The following is a 17,137-nucleotide window of genomic DNA, read 5'->3' on the forward strand; positions in this document are numbered from 1 at the left end:
GGGTGACTCGTGGCTCAACCGTTCCGCATCGAAGTCGCCGGCGAGACCAACGTCGGGCGCAAGCGCAACCACAACGAAGACAACTTCGGCATCTTGGTTGAGTACGGCCTGTTCATGGTGGCCGATGGGATGGGGGGCCATGCCTCCGGTGAAGTCGCCTCCAAGATGGCGGTCGACTCCATGCAAGAGTTCTTCGCGGCAACGCAGGAGGACCCGGAGCGAACGTGGCCTTACAAGATGGACCGGACCAAGGGCTACGAAGAGAACCGGCTCATCACCGGGATCAAGCTGGCCAACCTCCGTATCTACGAGACCGCGCAGCGTGAAGCGCGCAAGCGGGGGATGGGCACGACCTTCGTCGGCATCTTCACCGCGAACGACGGCATCTACATCGCCCACGTCGGTGACAGCCGGGTCTACCGGTTCCGCGACGGCAGCCTCGAGATGCTCACCGAGGATCACTCGCTCCTCAACGACTACATCAAGATGAAGCGGCTCACGCCCGAGGAGATCGCGAACTTCCCTCACAAGAACGTGATCGTCCGCGCCCTTGGCATGAAGGACACGGTGAAGGTGGACACGCGCTTCGAGATCCCGAAGCTGAACGATGTCTACCTGCTCTGCTCCGACGGCCTCTCCGGTCCGGTCACCGACGAAGAGATCGCCGAGATCCTCGGCCGGTACACCGACATCCAGACCGCAACGTCGAAGCTCATCGAGCGCGCCAACGAGAATGGCGGCCCGGACAACGTGACCAGCGTGCTGGTCCGCTGGACGCAGTAGCAGCTCACCCCTCGCATCGGCGCCACCTCGTCAGGCGGACACGCGAACGCCGAGATGGCGTCGTGTCCGCGGCCGAGTGGCGCGGCGCTCGCCGAGGCGCGGCGCTCGCCGAGGCATGGTGCTGCACGAGGACGAGTGGACCGCTGACGATCGTCAGGGCAGCGCGCTGCTTCCCCACGGCACGAGAACGATCAGCACGAACGCGATCAGCACGAGCATGAAGATGCTGGTGCTGAGGTAGAGCGAGCGAGGAGAGCGCGCGGTGCTCCATCCATCCGCGTAGAACTTCCCCCGCGAACGCGTGCGGATCCGCCGCTGCACACCGCGCAGCATGTCGCGTGAGGGAGCCGCAGGCGGCTGCAGCGCGCCACGCAGCAGCTCGCGGACGTCGACCTCGTCGAGGAACGGATCCTCTTCGTCGTCCACCTTCCGCTCCGCGGCTTCTCGCTCGTCGCGCGCCTGCACCTCGTCCGTGGGCGCTCGTGCAGCCGGTGCATCGCTGGACGGAGCGTCACGCTCGCCCTCTCCCTCGCCCCCTCGGGCGCGCTCGGGTTCATCCGCTGCGCTCATCTGCCGCCCTTCAGCCTCTCGCCCATCGCCTTCTCGACGAGCGCCCGTAGCTGGACCCGCGCCCGGTGGATCCGGCTCTTCACCGTCCCCTCCGGGAGCCCGGTCACCGCCATGATCTCTTCATAGGAGAGGTCTTCCACGTCGCGGAGGATCAGCACCTCTCGGAACTCGTCCTCGAGCTGGGCGATGGCCTTCTTCACCACCATCTCCAGCTGCATTCCTTCGACCAGTTCGTCGGGGCGACTCACATCCCCGACACTCACGCCCTTTGCGGCCGACAGCGGAGCGCGATCGACCATCGCGTCGACATCGTCCGTCGAACTCGCGTGACGGCGGGAGAGGTACTTCGTCCGGTTCTTGCAGAGATTGACGGCGATTCGATAGATCCACGTCGACAGCTTGGAGTCGCCGCGGAACTGGTCGATCGCCTTGAACACCTGCACGAAGACTTCCTGAGACAGGTCCTCCGCCTCGTCGCGACGGCCCAGCATCCGATACACCAGCCCGTAGACACGACGTTCGTAGGCGACCACGAGTTCGTTGAACGCGCTCTCGTCGCGCGCCACCAACCTCGCGATGAACCGAGCCTCCTCGTCGTCGACCACGCCGTCCGTGCCTCCGGGCTCTTGCGACCCTTGCTCAGACTGCACGGTAAACAACCAAGGCTCGAGCGCGCTACTGCCTCGTCGCGGGTCGGCTGGAAACGGCCCCGGGTCACCCCAGGACGGCCTCGTGACGGGCTCGGGCGGGTCAGCCCTGGGCCGAGCTGGTGGGGGCGAAGATCGTCGACGGCGCTGGTCCAAACCAACGGCTACGAGTCCTCGGGACCTGCTCTGGTTCCGGCGCGTGGATTCGAACCACGATTAGGGGATTCAAAGTCCCCCGTCCTGCCCTTGAACGACGCCGGAGCTCATCCGTTGCTTCCTCGGCAGCGGACGCGGCGCACCTTAGCGCGACTCTTCGCGCTTCGCACCCACGCTGTCGGCTCTTCGCCCTCGGAATCGATCGGCGTGACCCCGGCGCAAGCGCTGCTGGCCCCGCTCCACGCAGTGCGCTCCCTCCGTGGCCCCTTCCAGCGCTCCCGAAGCCGCCGAGACGACCTCGGTCTCTGCGTTGGGGAACACATCGACGGTCACACCGATCCGCTCTCCCCCTGCGGACGCCACGGTCTCACCCATGGGGAGCTGGACCGCCAGGTCCACCGCCAGGGCCGCCGGCGGCGCCCACGTCTCCATCAACGTCGCGCCCGTGGCCACGCCCGCCAGAGTGAACGACGCCGCGACGAACACAGCGTCCTTGCGAAGCCCCAGCCGCTCGGCGAGACGCCGCAGCCTCGAGGCGCGCGCGGGAGCGAACTCCCCTGGCAGCCGCGCCGCCCTGTCCCCCACCCCAGCGACCCGCGCCGCCGCGCCGAGGACGCCGTCGTCCACCTGCGACGCGTCCTGCTCTCCATGTCCCTCCCCAGCGTCGAGCCGCACCGGCCCCGACGTGATCGGCGTGGCTGCGGGCGCCTCCGGGAAGAAGGTCGGTAGCTCCAGAGAAATGGGCCCCTCCGGCTCCTCGGTGGGCTCCGGAGTCGACATCATCGTCGGCAGCACGGAACGCTGCTCTCGATTGAACTGGGTCGACGGCTCCGGCTCATGGAGTTCGCCCGCGGCAGCCCAGTCCCGCATCGCCCCGACCTCGGAGGGCGTCAGGCCCGCGCTGACGAGCGCCGGATCCACGCCTGCGTCGGGTCCACCTTCAACGGACATCAACGGCGACACGGTCCAGCGCAGCTCTCGCACCTGGTGCGCCGGCGTCCAGCACTCGAGGCCCTCACGCCACACCCGCGTCTCTGGCTCGAGGTCCCCCGACTCCAGCGCTTGCCACAGCTCGGTCGTGCTCATCGCCGACAGCCCGCTGCCTCGATCCACGCACCAGGGGATCGACCGGGGCAGTGCGTTCCGCGGATCGTCGGTCGAGGCGATGCAAGGCATCGTGGGGGCTTCGGACGACACCTCGTCCTGGCTCACACAGCCCCCTGGCAGCGCTCCCGCCCCGCTCGCAACGCTCTGCGCTCTGTCGTACGCCGTGTACTCCATCAGCACTCCGCTCCGCGTCCTGGGCCGCTCACCAGACGTGAGCGCCATCCCAGGCCTGCTGCGCGTCCACGGAGACCTGCTGCGCCTCCAGGACGTGCCCCCGTGAGAGCGTCGTTAGCGAAGGTCGTCTGACCGGGCCAAGAAAGCGCAAGGGGCGGGGGTATATATGGAAGTGCCGATCGAACCCGGGCCCCCTGCGCGTCGGTGGCCCGAGCGATGCGGACGAAACCGCTGGAGGTGAACCACCTCCGCACCGGGGGACGAAGGGGGGAGGTCAGCTGCAGCGTGGGGACTGCCGTCACAGAAACGTCTCGACGTGCGACGAGAAGAACGCGGGCTCGTGCACCCCCACGACGCGGGTTGTGCGCTGCGTCGAGTTCACGCCGAAGACCGAGACCTCATCCCATCGCAGCAACGCCTCTGGCCGACGCCGTGCGTGGGTGACCCATCCACACCACGCGTCGCGTCGTGACGGTCTCCACGACGCAGCTGGCCATCACGACGACCTGACCCACCGCCGACGCACATGGGTCATCCATCTGTCGCGCCAACTTGCGACCATTCGACCTCACGGCACGAATACGACGATCTGACACCCTATGCCTCGCGCGAACCTTGCTTATCTGTTGCGGCGCATGTCGAAATCCAGATCGACTCGGAATAGCGCTGCATTGACAGGCGTATCCCTGTTCACGCCGGATGTGGACAGCACCGACGAGCGCGACACGGGAGGACTTTCTCTGTCCCATCCGACGGCTATTTCAATGGGTTTGGGGTGTCATCCGTGTTAAGACCTGAACACCTAAATCACTGGATTGAGCGGTGACCAGATGGCTGGTTCACCGCGACGCAGAGGAGCATCATGGACAAGATCTCGCTGACGTACTTCGTCGACTTCGTGCTCAAGGCCGGGACCCCCAAGCTCGCCGGCGTCCGCGAGTGGAAGGAACGCAAGGACGATCTCAGCTTCGACTTCTATCGTCAGATCCGTGAGGCCATCGTCGACATGCACCGCGGTGGCAAGCCGGACACCGTGCTCGACGAGTTCCTTTCCGCGCAGCGTGACGAGCGTCGTCGGCGCGTTTACCCCTCGATCGTCGAGGGATACCGCAAGTTCCAGTCGTCGGCGAAGATGACCTGGTTCGAGCCGCCGGTCGGTTCGTGCAAGCTCGGAGACGTCGAGATCAACATCAATCCCGATCTGGGGCTCGTGATCGATGGCAAGCCGCACCTCATCAAGGTCTACTTCCGCGGCGAACCGCTCTCCGCCAAGCGCACCACCGTGGTGCTCAACCTGCTCGCGGGAGGCCTCGCCGAGAGCAACCCCGGCAAGGTGCTGGCACTGCTCGATGTGCGGAATGCCAAGCTGCACACCTTCAAGGCCCCCAACCCTCGGCTGGGCGTCCTTCTCCGTGGCGAAGCGGCAGCGTTCTCGACCATTTACGCTGCGCTGTGAACGGCCGAGGGGCTGCCCTGTCGGACCAGCCCCTTCCTTGCCGACGCTATCGGACTCACGACCAGGTGATATCGAATTCGCATACAGGTGCGCCGTCGAAACGGCACAGCTGGTGAACCGATCTCACCGCTCGACCCCCAGCGCTCCTCACGGCCCGCTCCTGCCACGCTGGCACACCAGCCGTGCAGGTCACGCGACCGGGGCCGCGATCCCGCTCCCGCGGGGCCGTGAGGCGGGTCTGGAAGTGATTGGGTCCGACCTCGATCGAATCCATCACACCGATATCGAAATAACGCTCCCATAGAGAGTTGGAGCGGCGGACCACCGTCGCTGGCGACCCCATCTTCAGCAGCACCTTGAAGAAGATCTGCAGGTCCGTCTCCGCGATGCGGTCCGCTACCTGACGGAAGCTCTGCATGTCACCACCGCCGAAGAGCGCCACGTAGCGGTTCACCAGATCGTTCCAGAGCTTCACCGGATACCAGGCGTTCGGCAGGATCAGACCGCCCACGATGTCCGCGTCGTCCTGCATGAGCCCTGAAGTCCACCGTTCCATCCCCGCCGCCCCGTGGCGAAGGATCACGATTTCCTTGAGCTTCCCCAGCGCGCTGCCCTTGACGTTGCTCATGAGCGGTTCACTCCCTCGCTCGAGCGTCGATCACGACCCGAAGTTGCGCTCGAGGACACGGCTCAGGATCGGATGCGCCTCCGCCTGTTCCGCAGCCGCGATGGCACGCGGTGCCACCGCCCGGATGCGCTCTCGACCTGGCCGCCAGCGCGACATGATCGATCCGTAGACATCGATCAGCGTGAACTGCTCTCCGAGCAGATACGTGGACGGGGCGAGCCCCTCCTCCAGCACACGCCAGCACGTCAGGATCCGCTGCACGGTGGCTTCCAGGAGCTGGTCGCGGGCCGCCTGGTCCTTCACCCAGCGCTCGGGGTAATCACCCACCGTGTACATCGGGTAGATCGCCGCGACGAAATAGACCAGCCAGCGCAGAAACGTCCCTCGCCGCGGATCGCCTGGCGGTGGTGCAAGGTTCGAGTCCGGGTGTCGCTCCAGCAACCAGAGCATCACCGCAGCGCTCTCGGTCATGACGCTGCCATCCGGAAGCACCAGCGTCGGCACCTGACCGAGCGGGTTCAATGCCAGCAGCCGGTCCAGGGCTTTCCCTGGCGTCGACGGGTCCACCGCCTCGATCGTGTACGGCTCACCCACGAGTTCGCAGGCAGCCTCGATGATCGCGGAGCCCCACCCTTTCGATCCGTGAATTGTCAGAGACGGAGACGCCATGGGCGACTCTTCGCCCCCCGCAGGCCGTACGTCAAGCCATCTGGCCTCTCACCGTGAGGAGCCCGTCCCCTTGGAGAGCGCGACGGAGCCGAGGATGGTGAGCAGCTCCGTCGGCTCCACCGGCTTCGTGAGATGCATGTTGTAGCCCGACAGCAACGCGCGGGTCCGATCCTCCATCCGCGCGTACGCGGTCAAGGCGACGGCCGGCGTGCGCCCACCTCGGTCCGGGGGCAACGCGCGCACCCGCTCGATCAGGGTGTAACCATCTTCACCTGGCATCCCGATGTCGGAGACCAGGATGTCGGGTCGCAGCGCTTGCAAGCGCGCCAGCGCCTCGGAGGCGGAGCTGGCGCACGTGACGTTCACCCCGGACTCACCGAGCACCGCTGCGATCAGATCGCGGGCGTCGGGTTCGTCATCGACCACGAGCACGCGCAGCCCCTCCACCCCGGGTGGCTTGATCTCCCGGTGCAGCGAAGCCCCGTTCTGTGCGCGCGGTCGCAGCAAGGGGGTCTCCGTCACCACCGGCGCCGCGAGCGGGAGCTGCACACTGAACGACGCTCCGTGACCCGGACCCCGGCTGGACGCCGACACCGTCCCCCCATGGAGCTCGACCAGATGCTTCACGATGGTCAGCCCCAGCCCCAGCCCACCATGGTGGCGCGTCGTGCTCGTATCCGCCTGACGGAATCGCTCGAAGACGTACGGCAGGAACGCGGGATCGATCCCCTTGCCCGTATCCTCGACGCAGATCTCTGCGGCGCTCGACGTCTGCCGGAGCCGCACGCGGACACACCCCTCCCGCTCGGTGAACTTCACGGCGTTGGACAGCAGGTTCCACACCACCTGCTGGAGCCGCTCCGCGTCGCCCATGACGCGGACCACCGCCTCGTCGCTCTGGTGCTCCAGCCGGACCCCCTTCGCCTCGGCGGCCGGCCGCACGGCATCGAGGGCAGCCTCGACGACCAGCGAGAGCTCCACCTGCTTGACCTGCAGTCGCAGCTTCCCTGTCGTGATCCGCGTGATGTCGAGCAGGTCCTCGATGAGCTGGGTCTGCATCCGCGCGTTCCGCTCGATCGTCTCGAGCCCCCGCTCCCGCATCTCGTCGGCGAGCTGTCGCTGCCGCAGCATCGACGCCCAGCCGAGGATCGAGGTCAACGGCGTGCGCAGCTCATGGCTCACCACCCCCAGGAACTCGTCTTTCGCGCGGTTCGCCTCCTCGACCCGCCGCCGCTCCGCTTGCGCCATCTCGAAAAGCATCGCGCTCTCCACCGCCACCCCGAGGCGCCGCCCCAGCTCCTCGGCGAGCGCCAGATCCGTCTCGTCGAGCGAATGACGCGACGCGAGCGACAGGACCCCCAGAGACCGCCCACGCGCCAGCAGCGGCGTCAGGATCGCCGACTGCAGCCCGAGCGCCGCGAGCTTCGCCCCGACCTCCTCGCTCCCTGCGATGCTCGCGAGCACATCGGCCCCTCCCCGGAGCATGCGCGAGCGCCGCACGCGGTGCACCTGCCGGATCGGATGGGCGTCCCCGAGCGGGTGATCCCGTCGGTCGCCCTTCAACAGCCCCTCGAGCGCCTCCCGCTCGCATGCGACATGGCTCTGACCCGAAAGCTCGTCCTCCCCCGCCGCGAGATCGACCATCGCCACCACGGCCAGATCCGGAAGCACCATCCGGAGCACCGCCTCCAGCATCAACGACATCTCGGACGACGCCGTCAGCACGGTGCCGGCCGCCGCCAGGATCTCCATGCCCCGCTGACGCCGTCGCTCTTCCGTGACCTCCTGGCTGACGACATTGATGCCGATCACCCGCTGCTCGGCGTCGAACAGAGGATAGAAGCTCTCCACCCACGTGCGCCGGATCCCGGGCCGGGCCAGCGTCTCTCCCGTCAGCTCGATCCCCACGATCGGCTCCCCTGTCGCGATCAGACGTCGCAGCTCGGGCTCGGCGATCGCTGCGATCGTCGGTAACAGGTCCTTGATGCTCCGGCCGAGGTGAGCCCCTGCCGGCAGCCCGTTGTTCTCGGCGAGCTTGTGGTTGATCCGCACCCAGCGCAGATCGGTGTCGAGCACGCAGAGACCGATGGGTGCGTGGTCATAGACCGATTGCAGCTCGACCATTCGTCGGAGCGCCAGATCCTCGCTGGCGCGGAGCGCCTCAATGGTGGCGCGCTGCCGCTCGGCAAGCTCCTCTGCGCGCTGCCGCGCCCTGACCAGCTCGGTCACGTCATGACCGATATAGACCAGCCCGGTGACGTGACCCCCGCGATCCCGCAGCGGCTGATAGATGAAGTTATGGTACCCGAGCTGCTGCGCACCGTCGGGATGCCGGATGACCATCGGCGCCTCGCGCGCCGAATACGGTTCGCCCGTATGAAAGACCCGATCGAGGAGCGCGAGGTATCCCTGCTCTGCAAGCTCGGGCAGCCCCTCGGCCACGAGCCGCCCGACCATATCGCGTGCCACCGCCGCGCGATGCGCCTCGTTCTGAAGCACGATACGGTGCTCTTGCCCCAGCGACACCGCGATGGATGCAGGCGCCTGCATGAATAACATCTGCATTTGGCGGGGGATGACGCCCGTGTCCTGCTCCGTCCACTCCCCAGCCGCGATGTCGGAGAGCTGGCGGAGCGTACGTGCGGCGTCGGGTGGCAGCTCGTTTGGCATTGAATAATGACTTGTACCTCCGGCGAGGAACCGCGGCCAGTGCAGGCAGACGCATAGCGAAGAGGGCGAACTTCGTGCCGACCGGTCGGCCGCACGACGTCGGCTCACGCCCAGCAATCAACGCGCTGGACATACCAATGCCTTCGCTCGCGTCGCAGCGCGCAAGGCTCTCGGCATCGCCGTCTGACCCATTGTGACGCGAAAGGGGAACTCGTCGGAGCGCAATGCCCCGACACCACCGCGCGCGCCTCCCGCCCCGAGCATCTCGCCGCGACGATGGCCCCCCACCGCAATGCCCTCACGCCGCCGCGTGTCCCTCACCGGCCGACCAGCGAACTACGCCCTCACCGATTTCTCATTCACACGGCAGGGGCACGCGCCCCCGCCGCCCCGCCGAGCCAAGCTCGTCGGGGCCCCACCACCCCGCGATCCACTCGGGAAATTTGGCATGTCTCGCCGCTTCGGGCCTGACGTCGTTGCATCGAGAAGCGGGCGAAGTCACCGGCCGTGTGCATCAGGCGCTCCCTGATGACTTGCCGCCGGACGCCGCGCGCACGCGTGCGCTCAGCCGTCACGCGCTCGCGTGCGCTGAGCCGCCGCGCGACCCCCACGAGACGACATGCCTCGCCCGACAGGGCACGCGCGACGCCTGGCCCTCCTCCAGAGCTCAGAAACGGAAGCGCAGATGGCCGCCGATGGCTGCCAGGAACATCCCGTACGTGCCATTGCCGAGATCGTGATCCGACTCGGTGACCGTACGCGGCAAGATGCCCTGCAGCCGCACGTCGCCCAGGAGCGAGAACCCTTCCGTCACCTGAAGCTCGCCACCCGCGCCCCCGATCAGGCGATGGCCATCCGGCGACGCCACATCGATCGTGCGGTCGGGTGACGCGGGCGATTGATACCCCGCCGTCACCCAGCCCCGCAGCCAGTCCGTCACCCGGTACTGCGCGCGCGCCTCCACCCAGATCGTGTCGTTCCAGTCGCGCGGCAGACGCACCTTCACCCGGTCCCCGATGCCGAGCCGCGGCTGCGCCAGATCGGGGGACTGCGTCTCCACCACGAACGCATCCACGTCCGAGTAGGTCACCCACTGGAGGAACCCATCGAACCGGAGCCGCTCCGTCGCCTGGTAGCCCGCGCCCAGCGTGACCCGCCGTGGAAGCCGGAAGACCAGCTCGGCGTCTCCCTTGAGCAGCGGCTTGTACCGCAGCCCTTGCGACGCCAGGTCTTGCGTGAACATCTCGTCGTTCATGTCGATCGCGAAGTCGCCGCGGTAGCGCATGCGCGTCCCGTGCTGGTAGGCCGCCGCCACGGTCAGCTCGTCCGTCGCTTGCCACGTGAGCCCCACGTTGAACGTCGCGCCGTGCGACATGCCTCGCTTGACGGAGATCGGACGCGAGAGAACATCCAGCTCACGCACCTCGGTCGGCGCCGAGGGACCGAAGTCATTGGGCTGGTTGATCGGATCGTTCGCGAACGCCCGCCGGAATTCATCGAGCGAGGCGAAGTCCTGCAGCTTGGACAGCTCGGCGAGGCCCGTCACGTACGACACACCGAGCCCGACCCCGAGCCGGTCGGTCACCCGCACCCCTGCGCTCGCCGTGATGAACGACGCCACGATGAACGCCTCGCGGAGCTGCCACGCCTGCGCCCCGTCCGCGGGAAAGCTCAGCGCTGCCGCGTGCGGCACGTAGACCCCCGCTCCCAGCGTCAACCGCTCGTGCACCGGCACCGCCAGGAACGCGTCTCCCGTCGGCGCGATCGGCGTTGCCGCGACCCCGTCGGCGAGCCCCGCCTTGCTCGCATCGACGTTCGCGGGATCGAGCGGCGTCTTGAACTGGAACGTGTCCGGGGTCTGGTAGGTCCCGCGCCGCTCCCGCTGGTAGGTCACGCGCCCCAGGATCAATCCCGCGCCGAGCAGGACCTGCGGCCGCTTCACGAACGCGAGCCCTGCCGGGTTCCATTGCACCGAGGCCGCGTCGGCCGTCGTCGGCCCGGCGTCTCCCGGCCCCACGATCGGCGCGTCCAGTCCCGAAGCGTACGCCGCACGGGGCGCGAGCGCCGCACAGACGAGGGCGACGGTCGCCACGGAGGCGAGTTTCAACGGTCGAGCGGTCATACGAGAAGGCTCCTCACCGGCAATTCTTCAGCGGGTACGGGTCAGCGTGAGCGCGATGCGATGTCGGCTCGGCTTGTCGCCGGCATCGATGCGGTAGACGGCCCCCTGGTCGTCCTCGAAGTACACGGAAGCTCCCGGTTCGATCCGGACCTTCTCGTGCGTCGCATCGCCGTCGACCGCCTCCCGCGTCGACACCTTCTCGCTCAGCCCGGCGTCGGCATAGAAGCCAGGCTTCACATAGCCATAAGCGCGGACGGGGTTCCCTTCCTCGTCCAGTCGCAGGTCCGACGCGGCAATGAAATACAACCAGTCCTTGTCGTCGGACGTCCGATAATAATAGAAATCAGCATCCCCCGTGGTGTTGTCATTGAGCTGCTCGGCCACACCACGGAGCGCCGCCGGATTGCCCTGGATGTTCTCGCGGATCTTGGTGACCAGGGTCTCGGTGCTCACTCCGACGGGCACCTCCCGCACCGTGATCTCCACGTTGGCGTCCCCCTCGCTCAAGCCGCCGTCGTGCAACCGCACCTGCGCGACCTCGAGGAGCACATCCCAGAAGTAGGACGGCGGCGGCGGCGGCTCCTCCAGGATCACACTCGGGTCCACCCGGATGTCCACCCACCCGGTCTCGTCCATGCACACCTCGACGGCCTCGAAGGGCTCTTCCACCGTCCCCTGCGGCGCATACGTCGTGCAATGCGCGCTGATGGTCTGCGCCCGCGCATAACCGGCGGTCGCGAGGATGTGCTCCATCTCCCAGGGCGGCGTCTGCCACACCGGCGAGTTGCCGCGCGGCAGCGGCTCACGGCTGTCACCACTCGGAAGGAACGCGGCGTTCTCCCCGATCGCCATCGTCAGCTCACCGACCCGCAGGTCTTCCGCCAGCCCATCGAGCGCGAGCCAGTCCGGCTGGCTGAAGTCGAAGATCTCGTCGATCTGTCCCCCCGTACTGTTCACGCTCGCCGCGGAGACGTTCGTGGCATCGACGCCCTTGTACGGGAGCGCATTGAGGTCGACCTTCACCGTCATCCGGAACGCCTCGGTCGCCGCCGAGACCGGCGACGAGGCCACCACGAAGCCCGGGTGGGCCGGGGCGCCCTCTTCCCAGGCCGGCGCGGGCCCGAAGCGCTCCGCGAGCCCGGCGAAGCTGTTCACCACATCGATCAGGTAGACCGGAATGGCGCCCGGCGTGACCGGATGGAGCCCGTCGGGGTGCGCGGCATCCTTTGGCCCCTTGCGCAGCTGCGCATTGGGGTGCGTCGCGACCACGTTATCGAGCACCGCGCGCGCCGTGATCTCCGTCGAAATGAGCGCGTCGTTCTCATTCACCTGCGCCAGATCGGCGAGGATCAACGAAGGCGGGAGTCCCACCGCCTTTCCCACCCCGAGGAGCGGCTCCAGACGAGTCCCCCGCAGGTCGGTGCTCTCCGCGGTGAGATTGAGCAGCTTCCACAGATTGCGCGCGGGCTGCGCGAGCGTCGCCGCTTCCGCGGGCGGCAGGTAGGCCACCTGCTGGAGGGAGTTTTGCACCAGGCTCGACATGTCGAGGTCGAGCAGCCACGTGTCTTCCAGCACCCGCGTCGGCAATGCTTGAAGATCGTCGAGCGTCAGCGACTGCTTGAACTGCTCGACATCGAACCGAAGGAACCGGAGTTCGATGTCCCGGCTCTCGCCCACGCCCAGTGCAGACGGTGACGGCGTCTCGTCGAGGGTGACTTCGGTCACGCAGCCGGAGAGCGTCGCGACGAGCAGGGAGACGGCGAAGCAACGAGAGACTGTGCGCATGGTCGATCTCCCGGCTCCTCAGGGCGCCACGGGGTGGACGTCGGCGGTGATTTCGAGAGAACCGGCCTCGGGCACGAAGAACCGCACCTCGTAACGCTTCCCTTCGTCGTCCTGCATGTAGAGGACGGTCTCCCCTTGCGGCAGGAGGAACTTCTCGTGCGTCGTGTCGGCCACGCCGTCCACCGTCTTCGAGGAGACCCGGCTTCCCTCGTTCAGATCCGCCTCACGGAAGAAGCCAGGGCGCTCGTAGGTGTAGGGACGCGGCGTGTTCGCGTTGCCGTCGTCGGGGCGCAGGTCGGACTCCGCGACGAAGTAGAGGTACGGCTGCCCTCCGGGCGTGGCGCGTCGGTAGAAGAAGTCGAGCGCGTCGTTGTTCTTCCAGAACCGCCCCAGGATCACCTCGGCGATGTAGCCCTCCTGGTCCTGGAGCATCGGCCGCATCTGCTCGATGATCTCCTCGCCCGTGAGTCCGATCGAGACGCCGTGCAGCGCGAACACCGGAGTTGCCTCTCCCTCCGCGATGTCGGGTACCCCGTCCCCGTCGGGATCGTGTACCGCCACCTGCGCGACCTCGGAGAGCAGCTCCCACAGGAACTGCGGCTCCGGCACGCTGAGCGGCGGCTCACCCGAGAAGGAGATCTGGTTGTTGAAGATCGTCCATCCCAGAGGGTTGCCGTCTCGACCGATCTTGACCCCGGTGCGGCACTGCTGGTTGAACGTGAGGTAGCATTTCTCGAAGGTCCGCTGCTCGTACGTCGAGAGGCCCGCCTTGCCCACGATGGGTTCGAGCAGCCACCGCGGCAGCGTCCACACGGTGCCGGTCCCCACGGGCGTGTCGGGGAAGTTCGCCTGACACGCCGGCGTCTCGGTGCAGGAAGGAACGATCCCCGCCTTCTCGCGGAGCGAGAAGCGCATGTCCATGGTCGGGTTCGCCGCCACCCCCTCGATCTGGAGCCGCTCGGGATCGAGGAAATCGAAGGCCAGCGCCGCGTCCCCCTCTTGCAGGAACATGTCACCCGCCCCCTTCGACAGATCCACCCCGGAGACCCAGCGCAGGTTCGACTCGGCGACCACGCGCATCTTGAAGTCGGGCGACAGCGCGTCGCTCCGCGTGACGAACGACCCGCTGTCGGGCACGAGGACCCCTGGATGCTCCCCCGCACCGCTCCAGGGCGCCGCGCCGATGGGACCGAGCTTGGTCGCGAGCGGCGTCATGTCGTTCAGCGCATCGAACATGGTGATCGGCAAGCTGCCCGTCGTGTTGCCGATGGCCGCATGCGTCCCCATGAGCTGCTCCTGCAGCGCCACCACGAGCTGATCGATCGGCACGAACGGTGCGGTCTTGGCGATCCCCAGGCTCTCGGCCAGCACATCGGCGAAGGAGAACGAGAACGTCCCGGGGTTGCCGTTGATCAGCGCCTCGAAGTCCGCGAGCGACGTCCCGATCACCTTCGCGTTCGCCGGCGTCATGCTGAGGAGCCGCACCATCGCGAACTCCGGCGTGGTCTGCCACGAGGCGCCGAAGCTCTGCCCGAGGGGCGTGGCATTGCAGTCGTGCGCGGGGTTCGCGGCGTCCGCGCGCCACCCCGTCCCGCAAGCGTTCTGGATGCTGTCGAGCACGTTGCCCAGCATCGCCGTGGAGTCGACGTCGAGCAGCCGGATCTCTCGCGCCGCCGCCTCGCCGAACACCTCCAGCGCCTTCTGCTTGTCGAGGTCGAGCACGATCGGTGGAGGCGGCCCGTCCTCGATGCGCAGAAAGAAACGCGTCGGCGCCTCGACGCCGCCCGTCCCGCTGCTCGTGGTCGTCCCACCAGCGCCGCCAGCGCCCCCCGCACCGCCCACGCCCCCCTCACCACCCACCCCATCACCACCACCGTCGCACCCGACGACGGCCCCACCGAGCGCCACGAGCAGCGGAAGCCCAGCGAGGATCGAGAAGCACTTCATTGCAAGCGACTCCCTCTCAGCGCCTGCACCGAGCGCAAGCGCCGACCGTTCCGCTCACGGTACCGGACTTCGCGGCACGCGAGCCATGCACTTGAGCATCACGCCGCCGATATCGGTGGGTCCCGCGGCGCATCCCCGTTCACGGCGGTCACCCCCTCGTCCGCGACAGCAGGCTCGGACGTCCTGGTCACGACCGCGCTGCGCGGGATGGTCGAACTCGCCGTGAGATTCCGCGTCCGATCGTAAAGCGCGCGTGCGTTCGCCATCGCCGGACGGCGGCGACCCGACGCGATGACCAGCACCTCGTCCCGGATCGCCTCGTTCACGGGGGTCGGCACCCCCAGCTCCGCCCCGCGGCTGATCACCTCGCCGTTCAGGAACTCCACGGCAGGGGTCCGCCCTCGCTCGATCGCCGACAGCATCGACGACCGCATCCTGCGGAAGCGCGCGCCCACGGCCAAGAGCAGCCCGTGCTTGGCCACCAGCCCGGCCGATCCGGCGACTTGCCGCTCGGCCTCCGTGAGCGCGATCCAGTCGAGATCCAGCGTCCCGGCGACCTTCTCCAGCCGCACCCGGCTGGCCCGCGCGACCGCGACCACCTCGGTCATGATCTCCAGCGCGAGCCGCCGAACGTGCCGATGCCGCATCAGCACCCCGAGGCGATCGCCAGCGATCGTCCCCAGCGAGGAGATGGCGCAGTTGATGGCCAGCTTCGACCACCTCGCACCGGCCAGGTTGTTCGTCACCGTGGTCGGGCCGATCGCTTCCAGGATCCTGGAGAGCTCGTCCATGCGCGGATCGCTGGCCCCGTCGTGCCGCCCGAGGACGAACCCCCCCGGGCTCGTGCGCTCGTAGAGCCCGGGCTCGATCATCGAGGCGCCCCACGCCACGATCGCGCCGAGGGTGCGCTCGGTGCCAGCGATGCGGCCGATGCGCTCCTCGCACAGGCCATTCTGGAAGCAGACCATCGCGCCCCGGGGTGCCAGGTGAGGAAGCACCTCGCGCGCCGCCTCCTCGACCTGCGGCGGCTGCGTCGCGAGGAGCACGTAATCGAAAGGCCGCCCTCCGGCCTTCGCGCACTCGGTGAGGGACCGCACCACGCGCCCGTGCACCGTGCCGGGCCCGCCATCCCCTCGCACACGGAAGCCGTTGATGCTGATCGCGTCGGCGATCCGCGGGTTGGTCGTCAGCGCGGTCACGTCGTGACCCTGCTCCAGGAGATGCGCCGCGACGACACCACCGATGCCACCGCAACCGACCACCAGGAGGCGCGGCGGGGTGTCGGCAGCTCGTTCCGGGGTGCTTTCAGGCGGGGGCGCGGGGGCGTCGACGTCACTCATGGCCCCACCCATCTACCACCCTCCGGCCGAGGATCCGAAGGCCCTTCGTGGTGGCGCGTCGCGTCGGCGTCGCCGCGCCGACGGCGTCACGTCACGGCGGCCCCATCACTTCCAGCGCCCGCGGGATCACCGAGACCGAGACGGGCAAGCGGCCCAGCGGCTCGCCGTCGACGTCGAGCAAGAAGCGCTCCTCGGCGTCCTTGTTGAGCAGCTCGATCTCGATGCGCTCGCACCGGTGGTGCTTCACGTCCGGGTGACGCAGATGACGTGCCGAGTAGACACCCATGGACACGGCGATGAACCGCGGTAGCGACGCCGCACCGAGATCGACCACTTCGAGGAGACCATCGTCCAGCTCGGCCATCGGCGCCACCTTCATCCCACCCCCGAACACACGCCCGTTGCAGATGGTGAGCTGGCGCGTCTCCATCTCCAGTTCACGCCCCTCGCCGTTCAGCATGAGACGACATCGCAAGCGACCGATCCGGCTCTCGATCAACCCCCGCGCCGAGGCGGCGAAGTAGGCGAGCGCGCCCCCGGCGACCTTGGGGATCCGCGCCACATGCTTGTCCACGAGCCCACCGAGCCCTGCCGAGAGGATGTTCACGAAGTAGGCCTCGGCCGGGCGCCCCTCGTGATCGCGGTAGCTGAACTGCCCGATGTCGATGAGCCGAGGTCGCCCCTGCCGGAGGGCGGCGCAGTAATGCTCGAGCCGGTGCTCGAGCCCCAGGGTGCGGCGGAAATCGCCGCCCGTCCCTTGCCCGATGAGGCCCAGACGCGTGCGGAGCGCACCGCCGTCACGCGCCTGCATCAAGCCGTTGACCACCTCGTGGATGCATCCGTCCCCGCCCACGGCCACGACCAGCTCTCGCCCCTCTTGCGCGGCAACGCGCGCCAGCTCCACGGCATGGCGAGGCCGCTCGGTCCGCTGGACGTCGAAATCGCCCAGCGCGCGACGGATGGTGCCAGTGATGCCGTCGAAGAGCTGTCCGGTCTTACCGCCGGCCGATCGAGGATTGACGATGATGAGCGGGCGCACCCCACGTTACCTACTCCATTCACCCGCTCGGATGGGACCGGAAC

General features: G+C 67.9%; 13 protein-coding genes and 1 tRNA gene. 2 read left to right on the plus strand and 12 right to left on the minus strand.

Features of this window, described 5'->3' with window-relative positions; translation table 11 throughout:
• Positions 1–9 precede the first annotated feature (9 nt).
• Positions 10–783, plus strand: coding sequence for a Stp1/IreP family PP2C-type Ser/Thr phosphatase (locus tag CMC5_RS01245; protein WP_050428705.1), 774 nt, complete (start codon positions 10–12; stop codon positions 781–783).
• A 153-nt stretch (positions 784–936) separates the two neighbouring features.
• Here CMC5_RS01245 and CMC5_RS01250 read toward each other — a convergent pair whose 3' ends face one another.
• From CMC5_RS01250 to CMC5_RS01265, 4 genes are all read right to left on the minus strand, one after another.
• Positions 937–1,353: a hypothetical protein gene (locus CMC5_RS01250; protein ID WP_050428706.1), complete on the minus strand. Its 417-nt coding sequence runs from the start codon at positions 1,351–1,353 to the stop codon at positions 937–939.
• Positions 1,350–2,003: a sigma-70 family RNA polymerase sigma factor gene (locus tag CMC5_RS01255; RefSeq protein WP_156338027.1), complete on the minus strand. Its 654-nt coding sequence runs from the start codon at positions 2,001–2,003 to the stop codon at positions 1,350–1,352. Before CMC5_RS01255 ends, CMC5_RS01250 begins: the two co-directional genes overlap by 4 nt.
• A gap of 184 nt (positions 2,004–2,187) precedes the next feature.
• A tRNA-Gln gene (locus tag CMC5_RS01260) sits at positions 2,188–2,261 on the minus strand.
• Positions 2,262–2,300: 39 nt separating this feature from the next.
• Positions 2,301–3,485 carry a DUF4339 domain-containing protein gene (locus tag CMC5_RS01265; protein ID WP_156338029.1) on the minus strand — a complete coding sequence of 395 codons (1,185 nt, stop codon included), beginning with the start codon at positions 3,483–3,485 and terminating at the stop codon, positions 2,301–2,303.
• Between the two features lie 814 nt (positions 3,486–4,299).
• Here CMC5_RS01265 and CMC5_RS01275 point away from each other — a divergent pair.
• Complete coding sequence (locus CMC5_RS01275; RefSeq protein WP_050428709.1) at positions 4,300–4,893, plus strand: hypothetical protein; 594 nt, start codon at positions 4,300–4,302, stop codon at positions 4,891–4,893.
• A 55-nt stretch (positions 4,894–4,948) separates the two neighbouring features.
• Here the strand turns inward: CMC5_RS01275 and CMC5_RS01280 are convergent, their stop codons facing one another.
• The 8 genes from CMC5_RS01280 to CMC5_RS01315 all read right to left on the minus strand — a co-directional run bounded on the left by CMC5_RS01280 (position 4,949) and on the right by CMC5_RS01315 (position 17,093).
• A complete protein-coding gene (locus CMC5_RS01280; RefSeq protein WP_050428710.1) occupies positions 4,949–5,521 on the minus strand; it encodes a hypothetical protein in 573 nt (190 codons plus the stop codon).
• Between the two features lie 30 nt (positions 5,522–5,551).
• Positions 5,552–6,190, minus strand: coding sequence for a glutathione S-transferase family protein (locus CMC5_RS01285; protein WP_050428711.1), 639 nt, complete (start codon positions 6,188–6,190; stop codon positions 5,552–5,554).
• Positions 6,191–6,238: 48 nt separating this feature from the next.
• Positions 6,239–8,860 carry a hybrid sensor histidine kinase/response regulator gene (locus tag CMC5_RS01290; RefSeq protein ID WP_050428712.1) on the minus strand — a complete coding sequence of 874 codons (2,622 nt, stop codon included), beginning with the start codon at positions 8,858–8,860 and terminating at the stop codon, positions 6,239–6,241.
• A 667-nt stretch (positions 8,861–9,527) separates the two neighbouring features.
• Positions 9,528–10,982, minus strand: a complete 1,455-nt coding sequence (locus CMC5_RS01295) for an OmpP1/FadL family transporter (RefSeq protein WP_082362147.1) — start codon at positions 10,980–10,982, stop codon at positions 9,528–9,530.
• Positions 10,983–11,009: 27 nt separating this feature from the next.
• On the minus strand, positions 11,010–12,767 hold the full coding sequence (locus tag CMC5_RS01300; protein ID WP_050428713.1) for a hypothetical protein: 1,758 nt from the start codon (positions 12,765–12,767) through the stop codon (positions 11,010–11,012).
• An 18-nt stretch (positions 12,768–12,785) separates the two neighbouring features.
• Positions 12,786–14,714, minus strand: coding sequence for a hypothetical protein (locus tag CMC5_RS01305; RefSeq protein ID WP_050428714.1), 1,929 nt, complete (start codon positions 14,712–14,714; stop codon positions 12,786–12,788).
• Between the two features lie 98 nt (positions 14,715–14,812).
• Positions 14,813–16,054, minus strand: coding sequence for a ketopantoate reductase family protein (locus CMC5_RS01310; protein ID WP_082363350.1), 1,242 nt, complete (start codon positions 16,052–16,054; stop codon positions 14,813–14,815).
• A 91-nt stretch (positions 16,055–16,145) separates the two neighbouring features.
• Entirely contained in the window at positions 16,146–17,093 is a 948-nt protein-coding gene (locus CMC5_RS01315) for a diacylglycerol/lipid kinase family protein (RefSeq protein ID WP_050428715.1), read from the minus strand.
• Positions 17,094–17,137: the final 44 nt, after the last annotated feature.

The organism is Chondromyces crocatus (assembly GCF_001189295.1).
GTDB classification, from domain to species: Bacteria; Myxococcota_A; Polyangia; order Polyangiales; family Polyangiaceae; genus Chondromyces; species Chondromyces crocatus.